The sequence below is a fragment of the Bradyrhizobium sp. 41S5 genome (assembly GCF_011516665.3).
GTDB classification, from domain to species: domain Bacteria; phylum Pseudomonadota; class Alphaproteobacteria; order Rhizobiales; family Xanthobacteraceae; genus Bradyrhizobium; species Bradyrhizobium quebecense.
In genome coordinates, this window is the sequence record NZ_CP083721.1 from 8,200,567 (window position 1) to 8,220,056 (window position 19,490).

The following is a 19,490-nucleotide window of genomic DNA, read 5'->3' on the forward strand; positions in this document are numbered from 1 at the left end:
CATTCTATTCCCCGAAATTCCGTCCGCCCGCAATCGCGCTGGACGCCGGCCGCATCGACCGCCGACAATCGCACTTCTTGTTGAAGTTTTTTTTCCGCCCGCGAGGAATATCCGCGGCATCAGCCGATCACTATCCTAGCTGCCACCTCCGCAGCGGCGCCGGGTTTTTGGAGCATCCCCAGTGTTTCACAATCGGTTCGGCGCCGTCGCTCGACTTGCCGAACTTGGGTGCGCGCTTGTTGCGTTCACCCTCGCAGCAGCCACCGCCGCGCGCGCGGACGGCTGTCCCAAGCCGAGCGACGAAATTGCGACCGACCGGCCCGACGTCACCAATTCGAGTATCGTCGTGCCGGTCGGGAGCCTGCAGAGCGAAAACGGCATCAACCTCACCGGCCGCAACAGTGGCCGCAGCATCGACGGCAGCAACAGCCGCTGGCGGCTCGGCATCGCGCCCTGCCTCGAAGTCCTGATCGACCCGCCGAGCTATACCGGCACGATGAGATCGCCGGGCGCTGCGGGCTTTTCCGACGTCGCACCCGGGCTGAAATGGCAGATCAGCCCGGTGCCGGGAAAGATCGACCTGTCGATCACCGCCGGCGTCGCGCTGCCGACCGGCGCGGCCGCCATCGCCGGGCGCGGCGCGCAGCCCTACATCCAGCTGCCATGGTCATGGGAGCTGCATGACGGCTGGGGCGTCAGCGGCATGTTCACGGAATTCTTCCGCCCGGCCGAGCTGACCGGTCGGCACTTGTCGGAAGCGACCTTCGTGATCGAGAAGAAATTGACCGAGCGGATCAGCGTGTTCACCGAATATGTCGGCGACTATCCCGACGGCGCGCGGCCGACCCAGCTGATCAATTCCGGCGGCCTCTACCGGATCACGCCGACCCAGCAGCTCGATCTCCACATCGCGTTCGGGCTCAACCGCAACTCGCCGAACACCATCGTCGGCCTGGGGTATTCGTTCCGCGTCGACGGGCTGTTTCGGTAGTTCACCTCCCCTTGGAAAGGGGAGGTCGCTTTGCTCGCCAGAGCAAAGCGGGTGGGGATCTGCTCTCTCCACGCGCGCTGGTGCGTGTGGCTGGTCCCCCATCCCGACCTTCCCCCTTTCAGGGGGAAAGAGCAGATAGGGCCGCGTGACTAATTGACTTCGGCTTCGCGCAGGCCGCTCAGCCAAAGCGCGAGCAGCGTCCACACCGCGCCCGACAACAGATACGCGCCGGCCGAGATCAGGCCGAAATGCGTCGCCAGCAGCAGCGCGGCGAGCGGCGCAAAGCCGGCGCCGAACAGCCAGGCGAAATCCGAGGTCAGCGCCGAGGCGGTGTAGCGATAGGTCCGCGCGAAGTTCGAGGCGATCGCGCCGGACGACTGCCCGAACGACAGCCCGAGCAGCACGAAGCCGAGCACCATGTAGATCGTCTCGCCGAACGCACCGGCGTCGAGCAGCTGCGGGGCAAAGCCGCTATAGACCGCGATCGCGATCGCGGACCCCAGCAGCAACGGCTTGCGCCCGACGCGGTCGGCGATCATGCCGGAAGCGATGATCGCGACGACGCCGACCATGGCGCCGATCATCTCGATGATCAGGAAGCGCACCGGGCTTTCCCTCGTGAACAGGAACACCCAGGACAGCGGAAACACCGTGACCATGTGGAACAGCGCAAAGCTCGCCAGCGGCGCAAAGGCGCCGAGCAGGATGTTGCGGCCCTCCTGCGCCACCGTCTCGCCGACGCGCGCCGGCTCGAGGTCGCGGCTTTCGAACAGCTCGGAATATTCATCGGTCGCCACCATGCGCAGCCGCGCGAACAGCGCCACCACGTTGATGGCGAAGGCGACGAAGAACGGATAGCGCCAGCCCCAATCGAAGAAGTCATCCGCCGAAAGGTTGCCGGCGAAGAACGCGAACAGCGCGCTCGCCACGATCAGGCCGAGCGGCGCGCCGAGCTGCGGCACCATCGCGTACCAGCCGCGGCGATTCGCCGGCGAGTTCATCGCGAGCAGCGAGGCGAGGCCGTCCCACGCGCCGCCCCAGGCGATGCCCTGCAGGACGCGCGCGGCGGCGAGCAGCCAGATCGCCGCGACGCCGATCGTGTCGTAGCCGGGCAGGAAGGCGAGCGCGACCGTGGCGGTGCCGAGCAGGAACAGCGCGATGACGAGCTTGGCGCCCTTGCCGTGGCGGCGGTCGACCGCCATGAAGATGACCGTGCCGAGCGGCCGCGCGGCGAAGGCCAGCGCGAAGATCCCGAATGAATAGAGCGTGCCGGTCAGTTCATTGACGAACGGGAACACCAGCTTCGGAAAAACGATCACCGAGGCGATCGCGTAGACGAAGAAGTCGAAGAATTCCGACGTGCGCCCGATGATGACGCCGATGGCGATTTCGCCGGGTTTCGCCTGCCCGTGACCTGACGCGGTCGGGGTGCCGTGAGCCATTGCTGGGGCCTGTGCCATCGCCGGAGAACCGTCCTTTGGAGCCTGATCCGGAAACGTGGAAACCGGTTTTCCGGACAGATCTTGCTCAGACTAGAGATGAGGCCACGGGCAGCCTTTGCCACGCGGTCCATCTCACCTTCTGACCTCCTATCCCGCAGTGCAACATTGGACAAATTGTCCAATGTCAACTTTGCTGCATCGCAGCTACCCCTTGGCGGAACTCATAAAATTCAAGTGGGGTGAGCCGTGCGCGCCTTGAAATTATTGGCCTTATTGCCGTTCGCGGCGCTCCTTGGCGGGTGCGATTTCGTCGTCCTGGCCCCTGCCGGCGACGTCGCCATCCAGCAGCGCGACCTGGTCGTGATCTCCACCGTGCTGATGCTCATCATCGTGCTTCCGGTGATGGCGCTGACCGTCTTCTTCGCCTGGCGCTACCGCCAATCCAATACCGCGGCTCCCTATGAGCCGGAGTGGGATCACTCCACCCAGCTCGAGCTCGTGATCTGGTCGGCGCCGCTCCTGATCATCATCTGCCTGGGTGCGCTGACCTGGATGGGCACGCATCTGCTCGATCCTTACCGCTCGCTCGGCCGCATCGCCGCCGACAAGCCGATCGAGAGCAAGGACGCCCCGCTCAATGTCGAGGTGGTCGCACTCGACTGGAAGTGGCTGTTCATCTACCCGGACTACGGCGTCGCCGCCGTCAATGAGTTCGCAGCGCCCGTCGACCGCCCGATCCGCTTCCGCATCACGGCCTCCTCCGTGATGAACTCGTTCTACATCCCCGCCCTTGCCGGCCAGATCTACGCCATGCCCGGCATGGAGACCAAGCTGCACGCGGTCGCCAACAAGGAAGGCACGTACAGAGGCTTCTCCGCCAATTACAGCGGCGCCGGCTTCTCCGGAATGCACTTCGAGTTCAAGAGCCTCCCGAGCGCCGATTTCGACAAGTGGATGGGCACCGCCAGGGCCAGCGGCAACATGCTCGGCCGCACCGATTATCTGCAGCTCGAGCGTCCGAGCCAGAACGATCCGGTCCGGCTCTACCGCTCGGTCGATCGCGATCTCTACAAGGCGATCCTCAACATGTGCGTCGAGCCCGGCAAGATGTGCATGAGCGAGATGATGGCGATCGACGCCAAGGGCGGCCTCGGCCGCGAAGGCCTCAACAACACGCTGCCGCTCACCTACGACAAATACGCCCGCCGCGGCGCGCCGCTCGGCGCCTCACCGACCTTCGTCGCCGGCATCTGCTCGATGGACGAGATCAAGGACGCGCCGTCGCGCGACGTGCTCGCGCCGCTCGACTTGACGCCGCTGCGCGGTGTCGGGCTGAAGCGCCCGCCATTCTCGCCCGTCCATCCGTCATCGACATCCTTGCTGCTCGGCCAGCGCCCGAAATCAGACTCCTGAGGAGCGCCGCATGAATCCCGATCTCATCAAGATGATCTTCGGCCGCCTCAATCTGGACGCGCTGCCGCTGCACGAGCCGATCCTGGTCGGCACTTTCGCGGTGGTCGCGACCGGCGGCCTCGCGCTGTTCGCGATCGTCACCTACTTCCGGCTCTGGACCTATCTGTGGCGCGAGTGGTTCACCACCGTCGACCACAAGCGCATCGGCATCATGTACATGATCCTCGGCATCGTGATGCTGCTGCGCGGCTTCGCGGACGCGCTGATGATGCGCCTGCAGCAGGCGATCGCCTTCAACGGCTCCGACGGCTACCTCCCGGCCCATCACTACGACCAGGTCTTCACCGCGCACGGCGTGATCATGATCTTCTTCGTGGCGATGCCGCTGGTCACCGGCCTGATGAACTACGTGGTGCCGCTGCAGATCGGCGCCCGCGACGTCTCCTTCCCCTTTCTCAACAATTTCAGCTTCTGGATGACGGTCGGCGGCGCCGTGCTGGTGATGATGTCGCTGTTCGTCGGCGAATTCGCCCGAACCGGCTGGCTCGCCTACCCGCCGCTGTCGAACATCGGCTACAGTCCCGACGTCGGCGTCGATTATTACATATGGGGACTGCAGGTCGCCGGCGTCGGCACGACGCTATCAGGCATCAACCTGGTCTGCACCATCGTCAAGCTGCGCGCGCCGGGCATGACGATGATGAAGATGCCGGTGTTCACCTGGACCTCGCTCTGCACCAACGTCCTGATCGTCGCCTCCTTCCCGGTGCTGACAGCGGTGCTGGCGCTGCTGTCGCTCGACCGCTACGTCGGCACCAACTTCTTCACGAACGACTTCGGCGGCAACCCGATGATGTACGTGAACCTGATCTGGATCTGGGGCCATCCCGAGGTCTACATCCTGGTGCTGCCGGCGTTCGGCATCTTCTCCGAGGTGACCGCGACGTTCTCCGGCAAGCGGCTGTTCGGCTACACCTCGATGGTCTATGCCACGGTCGTCATCACCATCCTGTCCTATCTGGTCTGGCTGCATCACTTCTTCACGATGGGCTCTGGCGCCAGCGTCAACTCGTTCTTCGGCATCACCACCATGATCATCTCGATCCCGACGGGCGCGAAGATGTTCAACTGGCTGTTCACGATGTATCGCGGCCGCATTCGCTTCGAGCTGCCGATGATGTGGACGGTGGCGTTCATGCTGACCTTCGTGATCGGCGGCATGACCGGCGTGCTGCTCGCAGTGCCGCCGGCCGATTTCGTGCTGCATAACAGCCTGTTCCTGATCGCGCATTTCCACAACGTGATCATCGGCGGCGTGCTGTTCGGCCTGTTCGCCGGCATCAACTACTGGTTCCCGAAGGCGTTCGGCTTCAGGCTCGATCCGTTCTGGGGCAAGCTGTCGTTCTGGTTCTGGGTCTCGGGTTTCTACTTCGCCTTCATGCCGCTCTATGTGCTCGGCCTGATGGGCGTGACCCGCCGGCTCCGCGTGTTCGACGATCCATCCCTGCAGATCTGGTTCGTCATTGCGGCCTTCGGCGCCTTCCTGATCCTGCTCGGCATCGGCGCGATGCTGGTGCAGTTCGCGGTGAGCATCCTGCGCCGCGAGCAGCTGACGGACACCACCGGCGACCCCTGGGATGCGCGCACGCTGGAATGGGCGACCTCGTCGCCGCCGCCGGACTACAACTTCGCCTTCACACCGGTGGTCTACGACAACGATGCCTGGTGGGACATGAAGCGCCGCGGCTACAGGCGGCCGCTGACCGGCTTCAAGCCGATCCACATGCCGTCCAACACCGGCACCGGCGTCATCCTCGCTGCCCTCGCGACGGTGATGGGATTCGGCCTGATCTGGTACATCTGGTGGCTTGCCGCCGTCAGCTTCATTGCGCTGCTCGCGGTCGCGATCGGCCACACCTTCAACTATCACCGCGACTTCCACATCCCGGCGGATGAGGTGGTGCGGACCGAAGACGCGCGGACGCGCGTTCTCGCCGCGGGAGCCCAGACATGACCGTTGCTACCGTCTCCACACAAGGCTCCGAACCGGTCTTCCACGTCATCGACGAGCACGCGCATCCGGAGGGCGCCAGCACCATGCTGGGCTTCTGGATCTACCTGATGAGCGACTGCCTCATCTTCGCGATGCTGTTCGCGACTTATGGCGTGCTCGGCGGCAACTATGCCGCCGGCCCGGCGCCGAAGGATCTGTTCGACCTCAAGCTCGTGGCGCTCAACACCACGATGCTGCTGCTCTCCTCGATCACATATGGTTTTGCCATGCTGACGATGGAGAAATCGAGGATCGGCGCGACGCAGGCCTGGCTCGCCATCACCGGGCTGTTCGGCCTCGCCTTCCTCGGCATCGAGCTCACCGAGTTCGCCCACATGATCCATGAGGGCGCGACGCCGCAGCGCAGCGCCTTCCTGTCGTCGTTCTTCACGCTGGTCGGCACCCACGGCCTGCACGTCACCTTCGGCCTGGTCTGGCTGGTGACGCTGATGGTGCAGACCGCGCGCTTCGGCCTCACCGAAGCCAACCGGCGCCGGCTGATGTGTCTTTCCATGTTCTGGCACTTCCTCGACGTGGTCTGGATCGGCGTCTTCACCTTCGTCTACCTCCTGGGAATGCTGCGATGACAACAGAAGCCCGCACTCTCGAAGCCAATGCCGGCGGTCACGGCCATGATGACCATGGCGGCGCGGCCCATCACGGGGCTGCACACGGCTCGCTGAAGAGCTATCTGATCGGCTTCGGCCTCTCCGTCGTCCTCACCGCGGTGCCGTTCTGGCTGGTGATGACCGGCGCCATCGCCGACAAGCAGGTCACCGCGCTGATCGTGCTGGTGCTCGCCGCGGTGCAGATCGTCGTGCACATGGTGTACTTCCTGCACATGAACACGCGGTCCGAGAACGGCTGGACCATGATGGCGATGATCTTCACCGTGATCATGGTGGTGATCGCGTTGACCGGCTCGCTGTGGGTCATGCATCATCTCAACATCAACATGATGCCGATCCACGACATGAGCCAGATGCCGTGACGACGCGCTCTGCCGGACCATCGCTTGTGCTGCTCACGCTCGGCATGCTGGGCGTGGTGCTGCTCGGCGCGCTCGGTATCTGGCAGATCGAACGCAGGACCTGGAAGCTGGCGCTGATCGAGCGGGTCGAGCAGCGGATGCATGCGGCGCCGACAGCGCCGCCGCCTCCCTCGTCATGGCCGGCGGTTACGGCCGCGAGCGACGAATATCGCCGCGTCACCTTGCGCGGCACCTTCCTCAGCTCCGACGAGACGCTGGTGCAGGCCGTCACCACAGACGGCCCTGGCTTCTGGGTGTTGACCCCGTTGCGCATGGCCGACGGAACCAGCGTGCTGATCAATCGTGGCTTTGTTCCGCCTGACAAGCGCGATCCGGCGACGCGGCGCGACAGCGAGCCGCAAGGCCCAGTCAGCATCACCGGGCTACTGCGGATGTCAGAGCCGAAGGGCGGCTTCCTGCGCAGCAACGATCCCGCGGCGGGCCGCTGGTATTCCCGCGACGTCGCCGCCATCGCCGCCGTGCACGGATTGTCGCACACCGCGCCCTTCTTCATCGACGCCGATGCGACGCCCAATCCGGGCGGCACTCCCGTCGGCGGGCTCACGATCGTGCGGTTTCCGAACAACCACCTGATTTACGCGCTGACATGGTTCGCGCTGGCCTTTATGCTGGCCGGCGCGCTCCTGCGCGTCATCAGCGGCAGGGGCCGCGCCGGCGCCTCCGACCCAAGGTGGGGCTCAAGGCGCGCCGCCGTGCGCCGCCTGATCGGCGCAGCCCGCAATCTGTCTCGCGACACAGGCCCAGATGCTCGAGCGCACATCGGATCTGCATGACGAAAACGCCGCGACCAGCACGGCCGTGATGCCATCTGCCGTGAACGCGGCTGCCGGCATGCCGTTCGATCTCGCAGCACCCGCCGACCTCGCGACCAATCGCAAGAACATGGCCCTGCTGGTCCAGCTGCGCTGGATCGCCGTGATCGGGCAGATCGCCACCATCGGCTTCGTGCAGTTCTGGATGGACGTCGCACTGCCGCTGCTGCCGATGGCCGCCGTGATCTTCGGTCTCGTGGCGCTCAACCTCGTCAGCCTGCTGTGGCTGCGCTACCGCGCCGACATCAACAACCGCGAGCTGCTGGTTGCGCTGGCGCTCGACGTTGCGGCGCTGACCGCCCTGCTCTATCTCAGCGGCGGCGCCACCAATCCTTTCACGTCGCTCTATCTGCTGCAGGTGACGCTCGGCGCGGTGCTGCTCGATGCACCCTCGACCTGGTCGCTGGTGGCGCTGGTCTGCATGAACTTCGCCTGGCTGACCAGCTACTACCGGCCGCTGGAGCTGCCGCAGGGCTTTGCCGAGGCCTTCAATCTCTATATCGCCGGCACGTTCATCGGGCTCGTGCTCGACGCCGTGCTGCTCGTGGTGTTCATGACCCGGATCAACCGCAACCTGCGCGACCGCGACCTCCGCCTCGCGGCGCTGCGCCAGCACGCCACCGAGCAGGACCACATCGTGCGGATCGGCCTGCTGGCCTCGGGCGCCGCGCATGAGCTCGGCACGCCGCTCGCCTCGCTCTCGGTCATCCTGGGCGACTGGCGCCGGATGCCGGCGCTCGCCTCCGATCCCGAGCTGTCGCAAGACCTCGGCGAGATGGAGATCTCGGTGCAGCGCTGCAAGTCGATCGTCACCGGTATTCTGCTGTCGGCCGGCGAAGCTCGCGGCGAAGGCTCCTCGCCGACCACGGTTGCGGCGTTCCTGACCGCACTGGTGGAGGAATGGCGAACGACGCGGCCGTCGGCCACGCTGTATTTCCGTAACGCCTTCGGCACGGATCTCGCGATCGTGTCCGACGTCGCGCTCAAGCAGGCGATCTTCAACGTGCTCGACAATGCCGCCGAGGTCTCGCGCGACTGGATCGAGCTGATGGCCGAGCGCAATGCCGACAAGCTCGTGCTGTCGGTGACCGATCGCGGCCCCGGCTTCTCGCGCGAGATGCTGGCGCATGTCGGCAAGCCGTATCAATCGACCAAGGGCAGTCCCGGCAGCGGCCTCGGCCTGTTCCTGGTCGTCAATGTGGTGCGCAAGCTCGGCGGCGTGGTGACGGCGCGCAACCGGCCGGATATCGGCGCCGCGGTCAAACTCGAGCTGCCGCTCTCGACGCTTGCGATCGGAGACCCTCTTGACGGATGAACGCCAGCTCCTGATCGTCGAGGACGATGCGGGCTTTGCCCGCACGCTGAAGCGCTCGTTCGAGCGCCGCGGTTACGGCGTCGCGGTGTCGGCCTCGCTCGACGAGGTCCGCGAGCTGCTCGAGCAGCAATCACCCGGCTATGCCGTCGTCGACCTGAAGCTCGCCGGCGGCGCGTCGGGCCTCGCCTGCGTCGAGGCGCTGCATGCGCATGATCCTGACATGCTGATCGTGGTGCTAACCGGATTTGCCAGCATCGCGACCGCGGTGGAGGCGATCAAGCTCGGCGCCTGCCATTATCTGGCCAAGCCATCGAACACCGACGACATCGAGGCCGCGTTCCTTAAAGCGCAAGGCAACGCCGCCATCGAGGTCGGTGCGCGGCCGACCTCGATCAAGACGCTGGAATGGGAGCGCATCCACCAGACCCTGATGGAGACCGACTTCAACATCTCCGAAGCAGCCCGCCGCCTCGGCATGCATCGCCGCACCCTGGCGCGCAAGCTCGAGAAGCAGCGGGTGAAGTAGACGATAGATGCGGATGATGCCAACGAGGCACGCGAATCCGCGCCCGATTCAGCCGGCCGCCTCTCGCTCCGTTACGACATCGCCGCGACATCCGCCGCAGTGTCAATGTACTCCTGAAAATAGACCGCCTTTCCTCCACGGTACTTGAAAACGTGGGCCCATTCGTTCTTGACGGTCTTCCCGGTTCTCTTTGCCCGCGCCGTGAGCGTACCCAAGACCACGACAGTGTCGCCCTGCTCAATCATCTCACGCGGTGCAAACTCGCTGAATTCCAGATTCTCGCCGACCTGGACGAAGAAGTTTGCAATCTGCTGCTTTCCCCTAAAGGTCCCAGCCCAAGGCAATTTGTCCTGGGGACCTGGGGTTATCCACGTGCAGTCGTCATCGATCAAATCTCTCATGAGCGCCGGAATGTCACCACGTTGAAACGCCTCATAACCCTTCCTGGTTGCCTCAACATTGGATGTCATCGGATATCTCCTCGCTGCAAATTGATGGGTCACCTGAATGTCGATCAAATAGCGGCCGGGTAGCCAGCATAGCATGTGGCGCTCCGATCGCCGTCGCCATCTGTGAAACAACACAGGACGATTCTGGTCAGGGTTGCTTACGTGGCTTTCGAGCGCCGTTCGGCGTCCGGAGCTCCCTGGCGCGGAAGCTCGAGAGAAACAGCGGGTGAAGTAGCCGATGCGGTAGCCCGGATGGAGTCAACGGGTCGCGCGAATGCGTGCCCGACGACAGGCTCCACTCAGTCGGCAACAGGTCAATCGACAGACCGGACCGTCCAGCGCTACCGCCGAGCTAGGAAGCCCCCTAGCAAGAATGCAATGGCAAGTGATTGAAGGGGAGCAGCCTTGGTCGCTTCACTCAAGTAATGCAACCACCGATCTTGTTGCGGCAAAGGCTCAAATACATCGTGCTCAGCCATCTGACGGATCGCCTCTGACGCCCGCTCTATTCGCTGTTCAGGAGTGTCACTGAAAGCAATGGAGTCTTCATTAGCCATATACAGCCCTCAGGCATAACCACTGGAACGCAGTCCACGGTGTCTGGGCAAAACAGGTCGTAGTAAGCTGGATGCGGCGCTCCGACGTCCGTTATCAAGGCCAGACCAATTGATGGTACTAACGTTCCGAAATCGCTGGCCGTTCCTCGGCTCTCATAAGGGAGCCGCGTTGCCGCGCAATGCGCTCAATCATTCCCGAAGAAATCCGCGAACGGACGAGGTGGGGAGGCATCGCCTTCGGATGCCATAATCGGCACTTCGCGGCGCTCTGCCTGATCTAAGAGCACCGGAACTTCGCGACGTTGTTCGCGCTGCTCGATGCGCCGCTGTTGACGCCTCGCCTGCTCGGACGCAATACGCTTGGCTTTACGTTCAGCGTACTGCTTACGCCGCTCCCTTTCGTCAACTTCGGATTTCCTCGCGTCCGCCGCATCCACCTGCTTCTCGACGGGCGCTTGTACAACCTTGATTGGATCCGGTTGCACCTGCGGCTGCGGAGACGGGGATGCTTCTGGCGTGGCGGACTCCGGCTGGTTGGCAGGTTGGGGGGCCTGCGCGACTTCTGCTGTAGATGGCAGGACAACGCGTGCTGGTTCCGCAGGTGCGGGCGAAGAGACGCGCGTCTGGGCGTTGGCAGTATCCTTGAGCGCCGAACTTGCCATGAGTAGCCCACCACCGAAACCAGCACCGAGAATTATGAAGGTTGTTCCGACGCCAGCGAAAAAAATGGCTGTCTTTGATGTCATGGTCCACTCTCCTCCGATGGCGAGCGAACGCGCGAAAGTTACCGACGTTCCGTTCAGGATAACACGGCAATGAGTGCCCCTCGTCTGAGAGGCTGGCCGTGCGGATAGCTTGGAACATCAACCTGCTCGGCTGAGGGTCACGATCGAGAGCCTGCCCCCTCCCACGCTCTCAGCGCGCGACGTGGCAGCAATAACGGCGTGGTCAGCAAAAGCAGGCCGCTGAGCGCGATCGCCGTCCGGACAGCGGCGAAGCCCGCCAGCAGGCCCCAGAGCGCCGTCAGCACCGCGATGGTTGCACTGCTGGTGATCGTCCAGGCCGAGAGCACGCGCGCGGTCCGCTCGATCTCGATCTGGGCCAGACGATAGGCCGCAAACACCGGATTGAAGATACCGGCGCAGGTGACGAGACCGAACTGAAGCGCAAAGACGACGGCGATGCCCGCCCCACCGTTCGGCATGAAGGCGAGGCCGAGCGACCAGCAGGCACGGAGCGTACCGGCCGCGAGCAACACATTGTGCTGTCCGAAACGCGCGGCCAGCAAAGGCGCGAGCCGGGCGCCGATCAGGCCGCCGATACGGGGCGCCCCGAATGCGAGCCCGTACTGCCAGGGCGCAAAGCCGAGATCGCGCAGCATCAGCACCGCAAGCAGCGGCGCCGTCGCCATGATCAGGCCATTGACCAGCACGGTGTTGAAGAACAGCAGACGGAGCACGGGATGCGCGAGGATCGCCCGCCATCCCTCGATCAGCTCTGCCGCGCGAAATCCCTGCGCATGGCGCTGGGCGGGCGCAGGCTCGCTTCCGCCGATCCGCCGGATGGCCAGCGCCGAGAGCAGAAAGCTGACCGCGTTGGCGACCACGGTCACCACCGGGCCGAAGACTCCGATTGCCGCGCCGCCAAGCGGCGGCCCGATCGCGGTCGCGGTCCAGGTCGTCGCTTCGAGCCGCCCGCTCGCGATCACCAGATCGCCCGGCGCGACCAGCGCCTTCAAGCAGGCGCCGCTCGCCGCACGAAACGCGATGTCCGCGGCGGCCATGATGACGGCAACGACGACGAGCTGGACGAAGGTCAACCGTCCCAGCACGAACGCGATGGGAACGCTGATCGTCGCCGCGAAGCGGATCAGATCCATCGCGATCATCACCGGCCGCTTGCGGCGGAATTCGATCCAGGGCCCGAGCGGCACCGCCACCGCGGCCCCGGCCAGCAGGCCGACCGCTGCGAGCGACGAGACCGCCTCCGGCCTTGCATGCAGCACCAGGATCGCAAGCAGCGGGAACGCGTCGAAGGCGATCCAGGTGCCGAACGTCGAGACCGCGAACGCCGTCCACAGCCAGTCGTAACCGCGCCCCAGCGACCGTCCTGCAAGCATGCCGCGCCCCTCGCCGGTTCCGCGATCTCACCGCCGGCGCGGCGCAGCAGGTCATGAGTCGCGGCGATCAGCCAAGGGGCGATTTGTGCATGCCGGGCCCGAACTGGCCGCGCGCTAGCTCGCTTTTTCGGTGACGAGCTTCAGCCCCAAGCCGATGAAAACGACGCCGCTGACGCGGTCGATCCATTTGCTGGCGCGGGAAAACGCCGCCCGCATCCGGGGCGTTGTCATGAAGTAGCTGACGCCGACAAACCAGAGGATCAGGCAACTCGCCATCACCAGGCCGTAGCCAAGTCGGACCATGGCCGGCGTTTGGACGCTGACGACGGTCGCGAATATTTAAAGGAAAAAGAACACCGGCTTGGGATTGAGGGCGTTGGTGGCGAAGCCAAGGACAAAGGCCTTGATCAGCCCCTGTTCGGCGACAGGCTTCTGCGAGAGAGCAAGCGTGTGGTCCTGCGGCGGGGTCTTCTCCACCGTGAGCGCGCCTGCACGCAACGCCTTGATCCCGATGTAGACTAGATAGGCAGCACCGCACCATTTGACGATGTTGAATAGCGCGACCGATTTCGAGATGATCGCCCCAAGACCAAGGATCGTATAGCTGATGTGAAACAGCAGAGAAACGCCCAGGCCGAATGATGTGACGATGGCGGCTCTGCGGCCGTGAACCATCGACTGACGCAGGACCATGGCGAGATCGGCACCAGGGGAGACGATCACAAGGGAAAAGATCGTCATCAACGTCACGAGTTCGATCACATAGGCGCTCATCGAAATTCCTCGCAAGGCGCCAATCGGCGTGGCCAGCGTAGACGCCGACAAAAATGCGGCGACAAAAAAGCCCGGTCTCTCGACCGGGCTCTTCGAAATCCTGTAACGCTGCTTAGGCGGCTTCGTCTTCGACGGCGGTATCGTCGCCATCGGTATCGGCATCCTCACCGTCGGCATCGCCCTCGCCTTCACCCTCGGCTTCCGCCTTGGCGCCGCGGCGCGGGCTCTTGGCGAGCTGGCCTTCGATCTCCTTGATCGCCTCGGTCTCGGTCGAGTGCTGCACGACCGCGATCTCGCGCGACAGACGGTCGAGCGCCGCTTCGTAGAGCTGGCGTTCAGAGTAGGACTGCTCGGGCTGCGATTCCGAACGATAGAGGTCGCGGACCACCTCGGCGATCGCGACGATGTCGCCCGAATTGATCTTCGCTTCGTATTCCTGGGCGCGGCGCGACCACATGGTGCGCTTGACGCGGGCGCGGCCCTTCAGCGTCTCCAGCGCCTTCTTGACCAGCGCCGGCTCCGACAGCTTGCGCATGCCGACGTTGGCGACCTTCGCCGTCGGGACGCGCAGCGTCATCTTGTCCTTCATGAAATTGATCACGAACAGCTCAAGCTTGGCGCCCGCGATTTCCTGCTCCTCGATCGCCAGGATCTGGCCGACGCCGTGAGCGGGATAGACGACGAATTCGTTGGCCTTGAAGCCCTGGCGCTGGGTCACGACCTTCTTCGGCTCCTCGACGCGCGGCGCGGCGGCCGGCTTGGCAGCAACCTTCGGGGCAGCGGCGGGGACGGCAGCCTTCGGGGCGGCCGGCTTCGGCGCAACAGCAGCAGTCTTGGGGGCGACCTTCGCAGCAGCGGGCTTCGCCGCTGCCGCTTTCGCGGCAGTCTTGGCAGTCTTTTCTGGCATCACGCTTCTTTTGTTCTTTGAGGACTTTGCAGCCGCCGCCTTCTTGGCCCCCTTCACGGGCGCCTTGGCACGGCCCTTGGTTGCGCTGCGAGCAACGACAGCGGCTTTCTTCGTCGTCTTTGAAGCACTCTTTTTACGCGTTTTCTGTGACACAGCCTGCGCGCGGAAACTGCCACGCCCCTGTTCGATGTTTGCGGGAACCTCGAAGCCACAAGGTACGCATGGCAAGGGGTTCTTGGCCTGTAATGGTGCAGATATAGCACATTTTCCGCAAAAATCAATGGTTTACGCCCGATTCCGGGCATAACAGGGCATCCTCAGGTCATATGTCCGTCATTAGGGTTAAATCGGCGGCCGAACGGAGGGCCGCCGCGGGTCCGGGCCCGCCCTTATCGGGGTAGTCTCGTCGGCTATTCGCGAGCGTCAGCGAATCAGTCGCCGCTGCCCGGATTCGGAGAAAAATATTTCTCGAACTTGCCTTCCTTGCCTTCCCACTCCTTGGCGTCCTCGGGCGAGTCCTTCTTCTGGGTGATGTTCGGCCAGCTCTTGGCATACTCGGTGTTGACCTCGAGCCACTTCTCTAGCCCCGGCTCGGTATCCGGCTTGATGGCGTCAGCCGGGCATTCCGGCTCGCACACGCCGCAATCGATGCATTCGTCGGGATGGATGACCAGCATATTCTCGCCCTCGTAGAAGCAATCGACGGGGCAGACCTCGACGCAGTCGGTATATTTGCACTTGATGCAGGCTTCAGTGACGACGTAGGTCATCCAAAACTCCGGAACGATCGATTTTTCTGGGGTTGCGTAGCGCAGGAATACCGGGGCCGCAAGGGAAGCCCGCCTCGAAAAACGCCAGTATTCTCACGCCCCTGCCACCCCAAATTGAGATAGCAAGCGCTAGATAACTACTCCTTACCGGCTTGCAAATTGCCGGCCTGCAAATCCTCGTACAGCACGCGCGCCGAACTGGCATCGCCGCGCCGCTCGGCAAAGCCCGTGACCTTCAGCACGCGGACGCTGTTGTCGAGCGCGACGGTGATGACGTCACCCGCCTTCACGGCATGGCCCGGCGATTTCTCGCGCGTGCCGTTGATGCGGACATGACCTGATGCGACGAGTTCAGCCGCGCTGGTGCGGGCCTTCACCAGGCGCGCGTGCCACAGCCATTTGTCGAGCCGCTGTCTGTCCAAGCGTCAGACCGAGAACTAGCATCAAGGGTTGGATTATTCCTTCCGGCCGGCGAGCTGCTCTTTCAGGGCAGCGAGCTTGGCGAATGGCGAGTTCGGATCGATCGGACGGTCGCGCTCGCGCGGCGCGCTCGAGGCGTAGGGCCGATGCGACGGGCCGCCCTCGCGCTTGTCGCGGCCGCCCTTGCCGAAATCGCGGCCGCCGCGGTCACGATCACCGCCCTTGCGATCGCCGCCGCCGAACTTGTTGTCGCGGCGACGCTCATTGTCGCGATCGCGACCCTTGCCTTCAAAACGCTCGCGGCGCTGGCCCTTGTCCTCGCGCGGCGCGCCATCGGCCGGCGCGGCAGCGGCCGGCGCAGCGCCGTCAGCGGGCGCGCCTGGACGCGGGACGCGGAAATCCTGGTGGCGGCGCGGCCGGCGATGATGCTCGCGCTTCTCGCCCTCACCGCCGCCTTCAGCTGCCTGCGCGCCCTCGGCGGGCTTGTTCTGGTGACGGCCGCGGTTGCGGTCGTGGCCGCGATGATGCGGACGGCGCTCGTCGGAGCGGCCGCCGGGACGCCAGACTTCGACCATTTGCGGCTCGGCCGGCGTCTCCGCGGCGGCGGGAGCGGCCTCGGCGCTTGCTGCCTCGGCGCTCGAGGTCTCCGCAGGCGCATCGGCGGCGGGCTCTGACGGTGTCTCTGCGGCAACGCCCTCAGGCGCCGTCTCCGCAGCGGCTTCCACAGCAGGCGCTGGCTCGGCCGGCACTTCAGCAGCGGGGACTTCAGCAACGGAGGCTTCAGCAGCGGGCGCTTCGGCAACAGCGGGCTCATCGACCGGCGCGGCGCGCTCGGCGACAGCATCCTGCTGGGTCTCGAGCACCACCGGCGCCGCTTCGCTGGCGACCACCTCGGCAAAGCCGACATCGGGCAGCAGCGCGGCCGACGGCGCGGGATCGCCGGACACCGGCTGATCAGCGGGAGTTTCGGCTTCGGGCGCAGCGGCAGCCTCCGGCGCATCGGCCACGACCTCGGCAGCGGCATCGACCGGCGCATCTGCGGCGACGTCGGACGTCACCTCGACCGGCGGCGTCTCCGCAGCAACGGTCTCGGTGGTCACGACCGGCGCAATCTCGACAGCCTTCGGCGGCAGCGGCGGGCGGCGGTCCATGCGGTAGCCGAGCGCGCGCAGGATCGAGGCAAAGTCCTCACCGGCGGAGCCGGTCAGCGAGGTCATCGCCTGGGTGACGACAAAGCCGCGGCCATCGAACGCGCCGGCAGGCTTCTCGCCCGGCGAGGTCTCGCGCCAGGCCAGCGCCGGACGGATCAGATCGGCGAGCCGCTCCAGGATGTCGACGCGCACTGCGCGCTCGCCGCACTGGCGATAGCCGAGCACGCGATAGCCGTCGCGCGGCAGGGCCTTGTCGACCGGGAACGAGGTGCGGCCGCTGGAGGCGAGATGCTGCACATTCGACAGCGCGCCCATGTCGACATTGCTCTGCTTCTCGGCCCACAGCAGCGACGCCAGCGAGCGCGCCGCGGGCTTCAGGAGCTGCGGGAAATAGATGTGATAGGCGCCGAAGCGCACGCCGTATTTGCGCAGCGCGGCGCGCGAGGGCTGGTCGAGATCCTTCATCTCGGCGGCGATCTTGCTGCGCTCGAGCACGCCGAGCGCCTCGACGAGCTGGAAGGCGATGCCGCGGGCGATGCCCTGGATATCCTCGGCCTTGGACAGTTCGAACAGCGGCCCGAGCAGCTTCTCGATATGCGTCTTGAGCCAGAGATCGAGCCGGGTCTGCACGGCCTCGCGCGAGGCGCCGGTCAGCCGCTCGTCGGAAATGATGCGCAGCCGCGGATGCAGCGCGTCGTCGGCGGCCACCAGCTTGGCCACCGCATCGCCGGTCCAGCGGATGGTGCCGTCGGAGGCCAGCACGAACTGCTCGTCGGGAGCGGCGCCCAGTTTCTCGGCACGCGTATCGATCTCGCGCGCCAGCACCTGCTGGGCGGCGGCTTGCAGCGCCTTGGCGTCGCTGCCGGCCTCGGCCGCATCGGGTGCGAAGGTGAAACCATCGAGCCGGCCGATCACGTGGCCTTCCACGATCACTTCACCGGTCTTGCCAATTTCCGTATTCAAAACTGAGTTCTCCCGCAGGCGGCGCATCAATACACTGGTCCGCCTGTCAACGAAACGCTCCGTGAGCCGTTCATGCAGCGCATCGGACAATTTATTTTCGAGATCGCGCGTGATCCCCTGCCAGTGCTCCGGGTCGTAGAGCCAGTCGGGCCGGTTGGCAACGAAGGTCCAGGTCCGGATCTGCGCGATCCGGCCGGATAGCGTGTCGATATCGCCGTCGGTCCGGTTGGCCTGGTCGACCTGGGCGGCAAACCATGCATCAGGGATGCGACCCTTTTGCATCAGGAAGCCGTACAGCGTGGTCACGAGTTCGGCATGGGCGGCCGGCGACAGCTTTCGGTAGTCCGGAACCTGGCAGGCCTCCCACAGCCGCTCCACCGCATCAGCGCCATGCGCGAATTCGCGCACCTCGGCGTCGCGTGCGACGTGTTCGAGCACCCGCATATCCTCGGCCACCGGGGCCCGCGTCAGTGCCTCATGATTGGGCGTCAGCGCCAGCGACACCTGCAGCGCGCCGAGCGAGGCGAAATCGAGCCTGGCGTTGCGCCATTGCAGCATCTTGACGCTGTCGAAGGTGTGGTTCTGCAGCGCATTGACGAGCTCCGGCTCGAACGGCGCGCAGCGGCCCGTGGTGCCGAAAGTGCCGTTGCGCGTGGCGCGCCCGGCGCGGCCCGCGATCTGCGCGAATTCGGCCGGCGTCAGCCGGCGGAACTGATAGCCGTCATATTTGCGGTCGGAGGCGAAGGCGACGTGATCGACGTCGAGATTGAGCCCCATGCCGACCGCGTCGGTGGCGACGAGGTAATCGACGTCGCCGTTCTGGAACATCTCGACCTGCGCATTGCGCGTGCGGGGCGAGAGCGAGCCCAGCACCACGGCCGCGCCGCCATGCTGGCGTCGGATCAGTTCGGCGATCGCGTAGACCTCATCGGCGGAGAACGCGACGATCGCGGTGCGCCGCGGCTGCCGCGTGATCTTGCGGTCGCCGGCGAATTCGAGCTGCGACAATCTGGGCCGCGTGACGATCGAGGCGCCCGGCAACAGTCGCTCGATGATCGGCCGCATCGTGGCTGCGCCAAGCAGCAGCGTCTCGTCGCGGCCGCGGCGGTTGAGCATGCGATCGGTGAACACATGCCCACGCTCGAGATCGGCCGCGATCTGGATCTCGTCGACCGCAAGGAACGAGACATCGAGATCGCGCGGCATCGCTTCCACGGTCGAGACCCAGAAGCGCGGCGCCTTCGGCTTGATCTTCTCCTCGCCGGTGATCAGCGCGACGTTATCGACGCCGGCGCGGGCCGCGACCTTGTTGTAGACCTCGCGCGCGAGCAGCCGCAGCGGCAGCCCGATCAGGCCGGACGAATGCGCCAGCATGCGCTCGATGGCGAGATGCGTCTTGCCGGTGTTGGTCGGCCCCAGCACCGCAGTGACGCCTGCGCCGGGCACGCGGTCATTTCCGAACGAAGTTGAGAAAGCCATATTTTGCAGTTGTTTCTTTACTGAAGGCGGCTGTCAGCCGTCATTGCGAGCGAAGCGAAGCAATCCATTTCGCGTGCGCGTCGGCACGATGGATTGCTTCGTCGCTGCGCTCCTCGCAATGACGCGGAAATCCGGAAACTGATCGATCATGGGCATCATCTGAGGCGAATCTGTCTCACAATGCGACGCTTTCTGCGCCGCCCTTAAGCTTCGGAACGAGTCCGGAACGAATCACGCCCGAATCGGTGACTCCATTCCAGGCCTGAAACGTTCACCGCAACATCTCGGGCTGGCTGAA

General features: G+C 64.9%; 16 protein-coding genes and 1 pseudogene. 8 read left to right on the forward strand and 9 right to left on the reverse strand.

Features of this window, described 5'->3' with window-relative positions:
• Window positions 1-181: 181 nt before the first annotated feature.
• Window positions 182-991 carry a transporter gene (locus HAP47_RS39290; protein WP_173640171.1) on the forward strand — a complete coding sequence of 270 codons (810 nt, stop codon included), beginning with the start codon at window positions 182-184 and terminating at the stop codon, window positions 989-991.
• Between the two features lie 149 nt (window positions 992-1,140).
• Here the strand turns inward: HAP47_RS39290 and HAP47_RS39295 are convergent, their stop codons facing one another.
• Window positions 1,141-2,433, reverse strand: coding sequence for an MFS transporter (locus HAP47_RS39295; RefSeq protein ID WP_173640170.1), 1,293 nt, complete (start codon window positions 2,431-2,433; stop codon window positions 1,141-1,143).
• 246 nt (window positions 2,434-2,679) lie between these two features.
• Between HAP47_RS39295 and cyoA the strand changes: the two genes are divergently transcribed.
• The 7 genes from cyoA to HAP47_RS39330 are packed head-to-tail and all read left to right on the forward strand — an operon-like array spanning window position 2,680 to window position 9,603.
• Window positions 2,680-3,846 carry a ubiquinol oxidase subunit II gene (gene cyoA, locus HAP47_RS39300; RefSeq protein WP_173640169.1) on the forward strand — a complete coding sequence of 389 codons (1,167 nt, stop codon included), beginning with the start codon at window positions 2,680-2,682 and terminating at the stop codon, window positions 3,844-3,846.
• A 10-nt stretch (window positions 3,847-3,856) separates the two neighbouring features.
• Window positions 3,857-5,860, forward strand: coding sequence for a cytochrome o ubiquinol oxidase subunit I (cyoB, locus tag HAP47_RS39305; RefSeq protein WP_173640168.1), 2,004 nt, complete (start codon window positions 3,857-3,859; stop codon window positions 5,858-5,860).
• Window positions 5,857-6,486, forward strand: a complete 630-nt coding sequence (gene cyoC, locus HAP47_RS39310; protein ID WP_173640167.1) for a cytochrome o ubiquinol oxidase subunit III — start codon at window positions 5,857-5,859, stop codon at window positions 6,484-6,486. The genes cyoB and cyoC overlap by 4 nt, the downstream gene beginning before the upstream one ends.
• Entirely contained in the window at window positions 6,483-6,890 is a 408-nt protein-coding gene (cyoD, locus tag HAP47_RS39315; protein ID WP_173640166.1) for a cytochrome o ubiquinol oxidase subunit IV, read from the forward strand. Before cyoC ends, cyoD begins: the two co-directional genes overlap by 4 nt.
• Window positions 6,891-6,934: 44 nt before the next feature.
• Window positions 6,935-7,723, forward strand: coding sequence for an SURF1 family protein (locus HAP47_RS39320; RefSeq protein WP_173640738.1), 789 nt, complete (start codon window positions 6,935-6,937; stop codon window positions 7,721-7,723).
• Between the two features lie 28 nt (window positions 7,724-7,751).
• On the forward strand, window positions 7,752-9,077 hold the full coding sequence (locus HAP47_RS39325) for an ATP-binding protein (RefSeq protein ID WP_371821845.1): 1,326 nt from the start codon (window positions 7,752-7,754) through the stop codon (window positions 9,075-9,077).
• The gene (locus tag HAP47_RS39330) at window positions 9,067-9,603 is read left to right on the forward strand and encodes a response regulator transcription factor (RefSeq protein WP_173640164.1); all 537 of its coding nucleotides are present in this window, start codon (window positions 9,067-9,069) and stop codon (window positions 9,601-9,603) included. The genes HAP47_RS39325 and HAP47_RS39330 overlap by 11 nt, the downstream gene beginning before the upstream one ends.
• Window positions 9,604-9,674: 71 nt before the next feature.
• Here HAP47_RS39330 and HAP47_RS39335 read toward each other — a convergent pair whose 3' ends face one another.
• The 8 genes and pseudogenes from HAP47_RS39335 to HAP47_RS39370 form a co-directional block, all read right to left on the reverse strand.
• Window positions 9,675-10,073, reverse strand: a complete 399-nt coding sequence (locus HAP47_RS39335) for a nuclear transport factor 2 family protein (RefSeq protein WP_173640163.1) — start codon at window positions 10,071-10,073, stop codon at window positions 9,675-9,677.
• Between the two features lie 721 nt (window positions 10,074-10,794).
• Window positions 10,795-11,355: a hypothetical protein gene (locus HAP47_RS39340; protein WP_173640162.1), complete on the reverse strand. Its 561-nt coding sequence runs from the start codon at window positions 11,353-11,355 to the stop codon at window positions 10,795-10,797.
• A 137-nt stretch (window positions 11,356-11,492) separates the two neighbouring features.
• Window positions 11,493-12,728 carry an MFS transporter gene (locus HAP47_RS39345; protein ID WP_173640161.1) on the reverse strand — a complete coding sequence of 412 codons (1,236 nt, stop codon included), beginning with the start codon at window positions 12,726-12,728 and terminating at the stop codon, window positions 11,493-11,495.
• Between the two features lie 114 nt (window positions 12,729-12,842).
• Window positions 12,843-13,502: pseudogene (locus tag HAP47_RS39350) on the reverse strand (LysE family transporter).
• Between the two features lie 112 nt (window positions 13,503-13,614).
• Window positions 13,615-14,409 (reverse strand): CarD family transcriptional regulator, encoded by a 795-nt coding sequence (locus HAP47_RS39355; RefSeq protein ID WP_171947894.1) that lies wholly within the window; start codon window positions 14,407-14,409, stop codon window positions 13,615-13,617.
• Between the two features lie 431 nt (window positions 14,410-14,840).
• Complete coding sequence (fdxA, locus tag HAP47_RS39360) at window positions 14,841-15,179, reverse strand: ferredoxin FdxA (RefSeq protein ID WP_092120017.1); 339 nt, start codon at window positions 15,177-15,179, stop codon at window positions 14,841-14,843.
• A 137-nt stretch (window positions 15,180-15,316) separates the two neighbouring features.
• Window positions 15,317-15,601, reverse strand: a complete 285-nt coding sequence (locus tag HAP47_RS39365; RefSeq protein ID WP_092120020.1) for an RNA-binding S4 domain-containing protein — start codon at window positions 15,599-15,601, stop codon at window positions 15,317-15,319.
• Window positions 15,602-15,634: 33 nt separating this feature from the next.
• Complete coding sequence (locus HAP47_RS39370) at window positions 15,635-19,192, reverse strand: helicase-related protein (protein WP_173640160.1); 3,558 nt, start codon at window positions 19,190-19,192, stop codon at window positions 15,635-15,637.
• Window positions 19,193-19,490: the final 298 nt, after the last annotated feature.

What these genes read in the sequence shown, in the direction of transcription:
- HAP47_RS39370 (WP_173640160.1), bottom strand. Translation starts at nt 19,192, where the DNA reads ATGGCTTTCTCAACTTCGTTCGGAAATGACCGCGTGCCCGGCGCAGGC.
- cyoC (WP_173640167.1), top strand. Translation starts at nt 5,857, where the DNA reads ATGACCGTTGCTACCGTCTCCACACAAGGCTCCGAACCGGTCTTCCAC.
- HAP47_RS39295 (WP_173640170.1), bottom strand. Translation starts at nt 2,433, where the DNA reads ATGGCTCACGGCACCCCGACCGCGTCAGGTCACGGGCAGGCGAAACCC.
- HAP47_RS39325 (WP_371821845.1), top strand. Translation starts at nt 7,752, where the DNA reads ATGCCATCTGCCGTGAACGCGGCTGCCGGCATGCCGTTCGATCTCGCA.
- HAP47_RS39340 (WP_173640162.1), bottom strand. Translation starts at nt 11,355, where the DNA reads ATGACATCAAAGACAGCCATTTTTTTCGCTGGCGTCGGAACAACCTTC.
- HAP47_RS39355 (WP_171947894.1), bottom strand. Translation starts at nt 14,409, where the DNA reads ATGCCAGAAAAGACTGCCAAGACTGCCGCGAAAGCGGCAGCGGCGAAG.
- HAP47_RS39345 (WP_173640161.1), bottom strand. Translation starts at nt 12,728, where the DNA reads ATGCTTGCAGGACGGTCGCTGGGGCGCGGTTACGACTGGCTGTGGACG.
- cyoB (WP_173640168.1), top strand. Translation starts at nt 3,857, where the DNA reads ATGAATCCCGATCTCATCAAGATGATCTTCGGCCGCCTCAATCTGGAC.
- HAP47_RS39335 (WP_173640163.1), bottom strand. Translation starts at nt 10,073, where the DNA reads ATGACATCCAATGTTGAGGCAACCAGGAAGGGTTATGAGGCGTTTCAA.
- fdxA (WP_092120017.1), bottom strand. Translation starts at nt 15,179, where the DNA reads ATGACCTACGTCGTCACTGAAGCCTGCATCAAGTGCAAATATACCGAC.
- cyoD (WP_173640166.1), top strand. Translation starts at nt 6,483, where the DNA reads ATGACAACAGAAGCCCGCACTCTCGAAGCCAATGCCGGCGGTCACGGC.
- HAP47_RS39320 (WP_173640738.1), top strand. Translation starts at nt 6,935, where the DNA reads ATGCTGGGCGTGGTGCTGCTCGGCGCGCTCGGTATCTGGCAGATCGAA.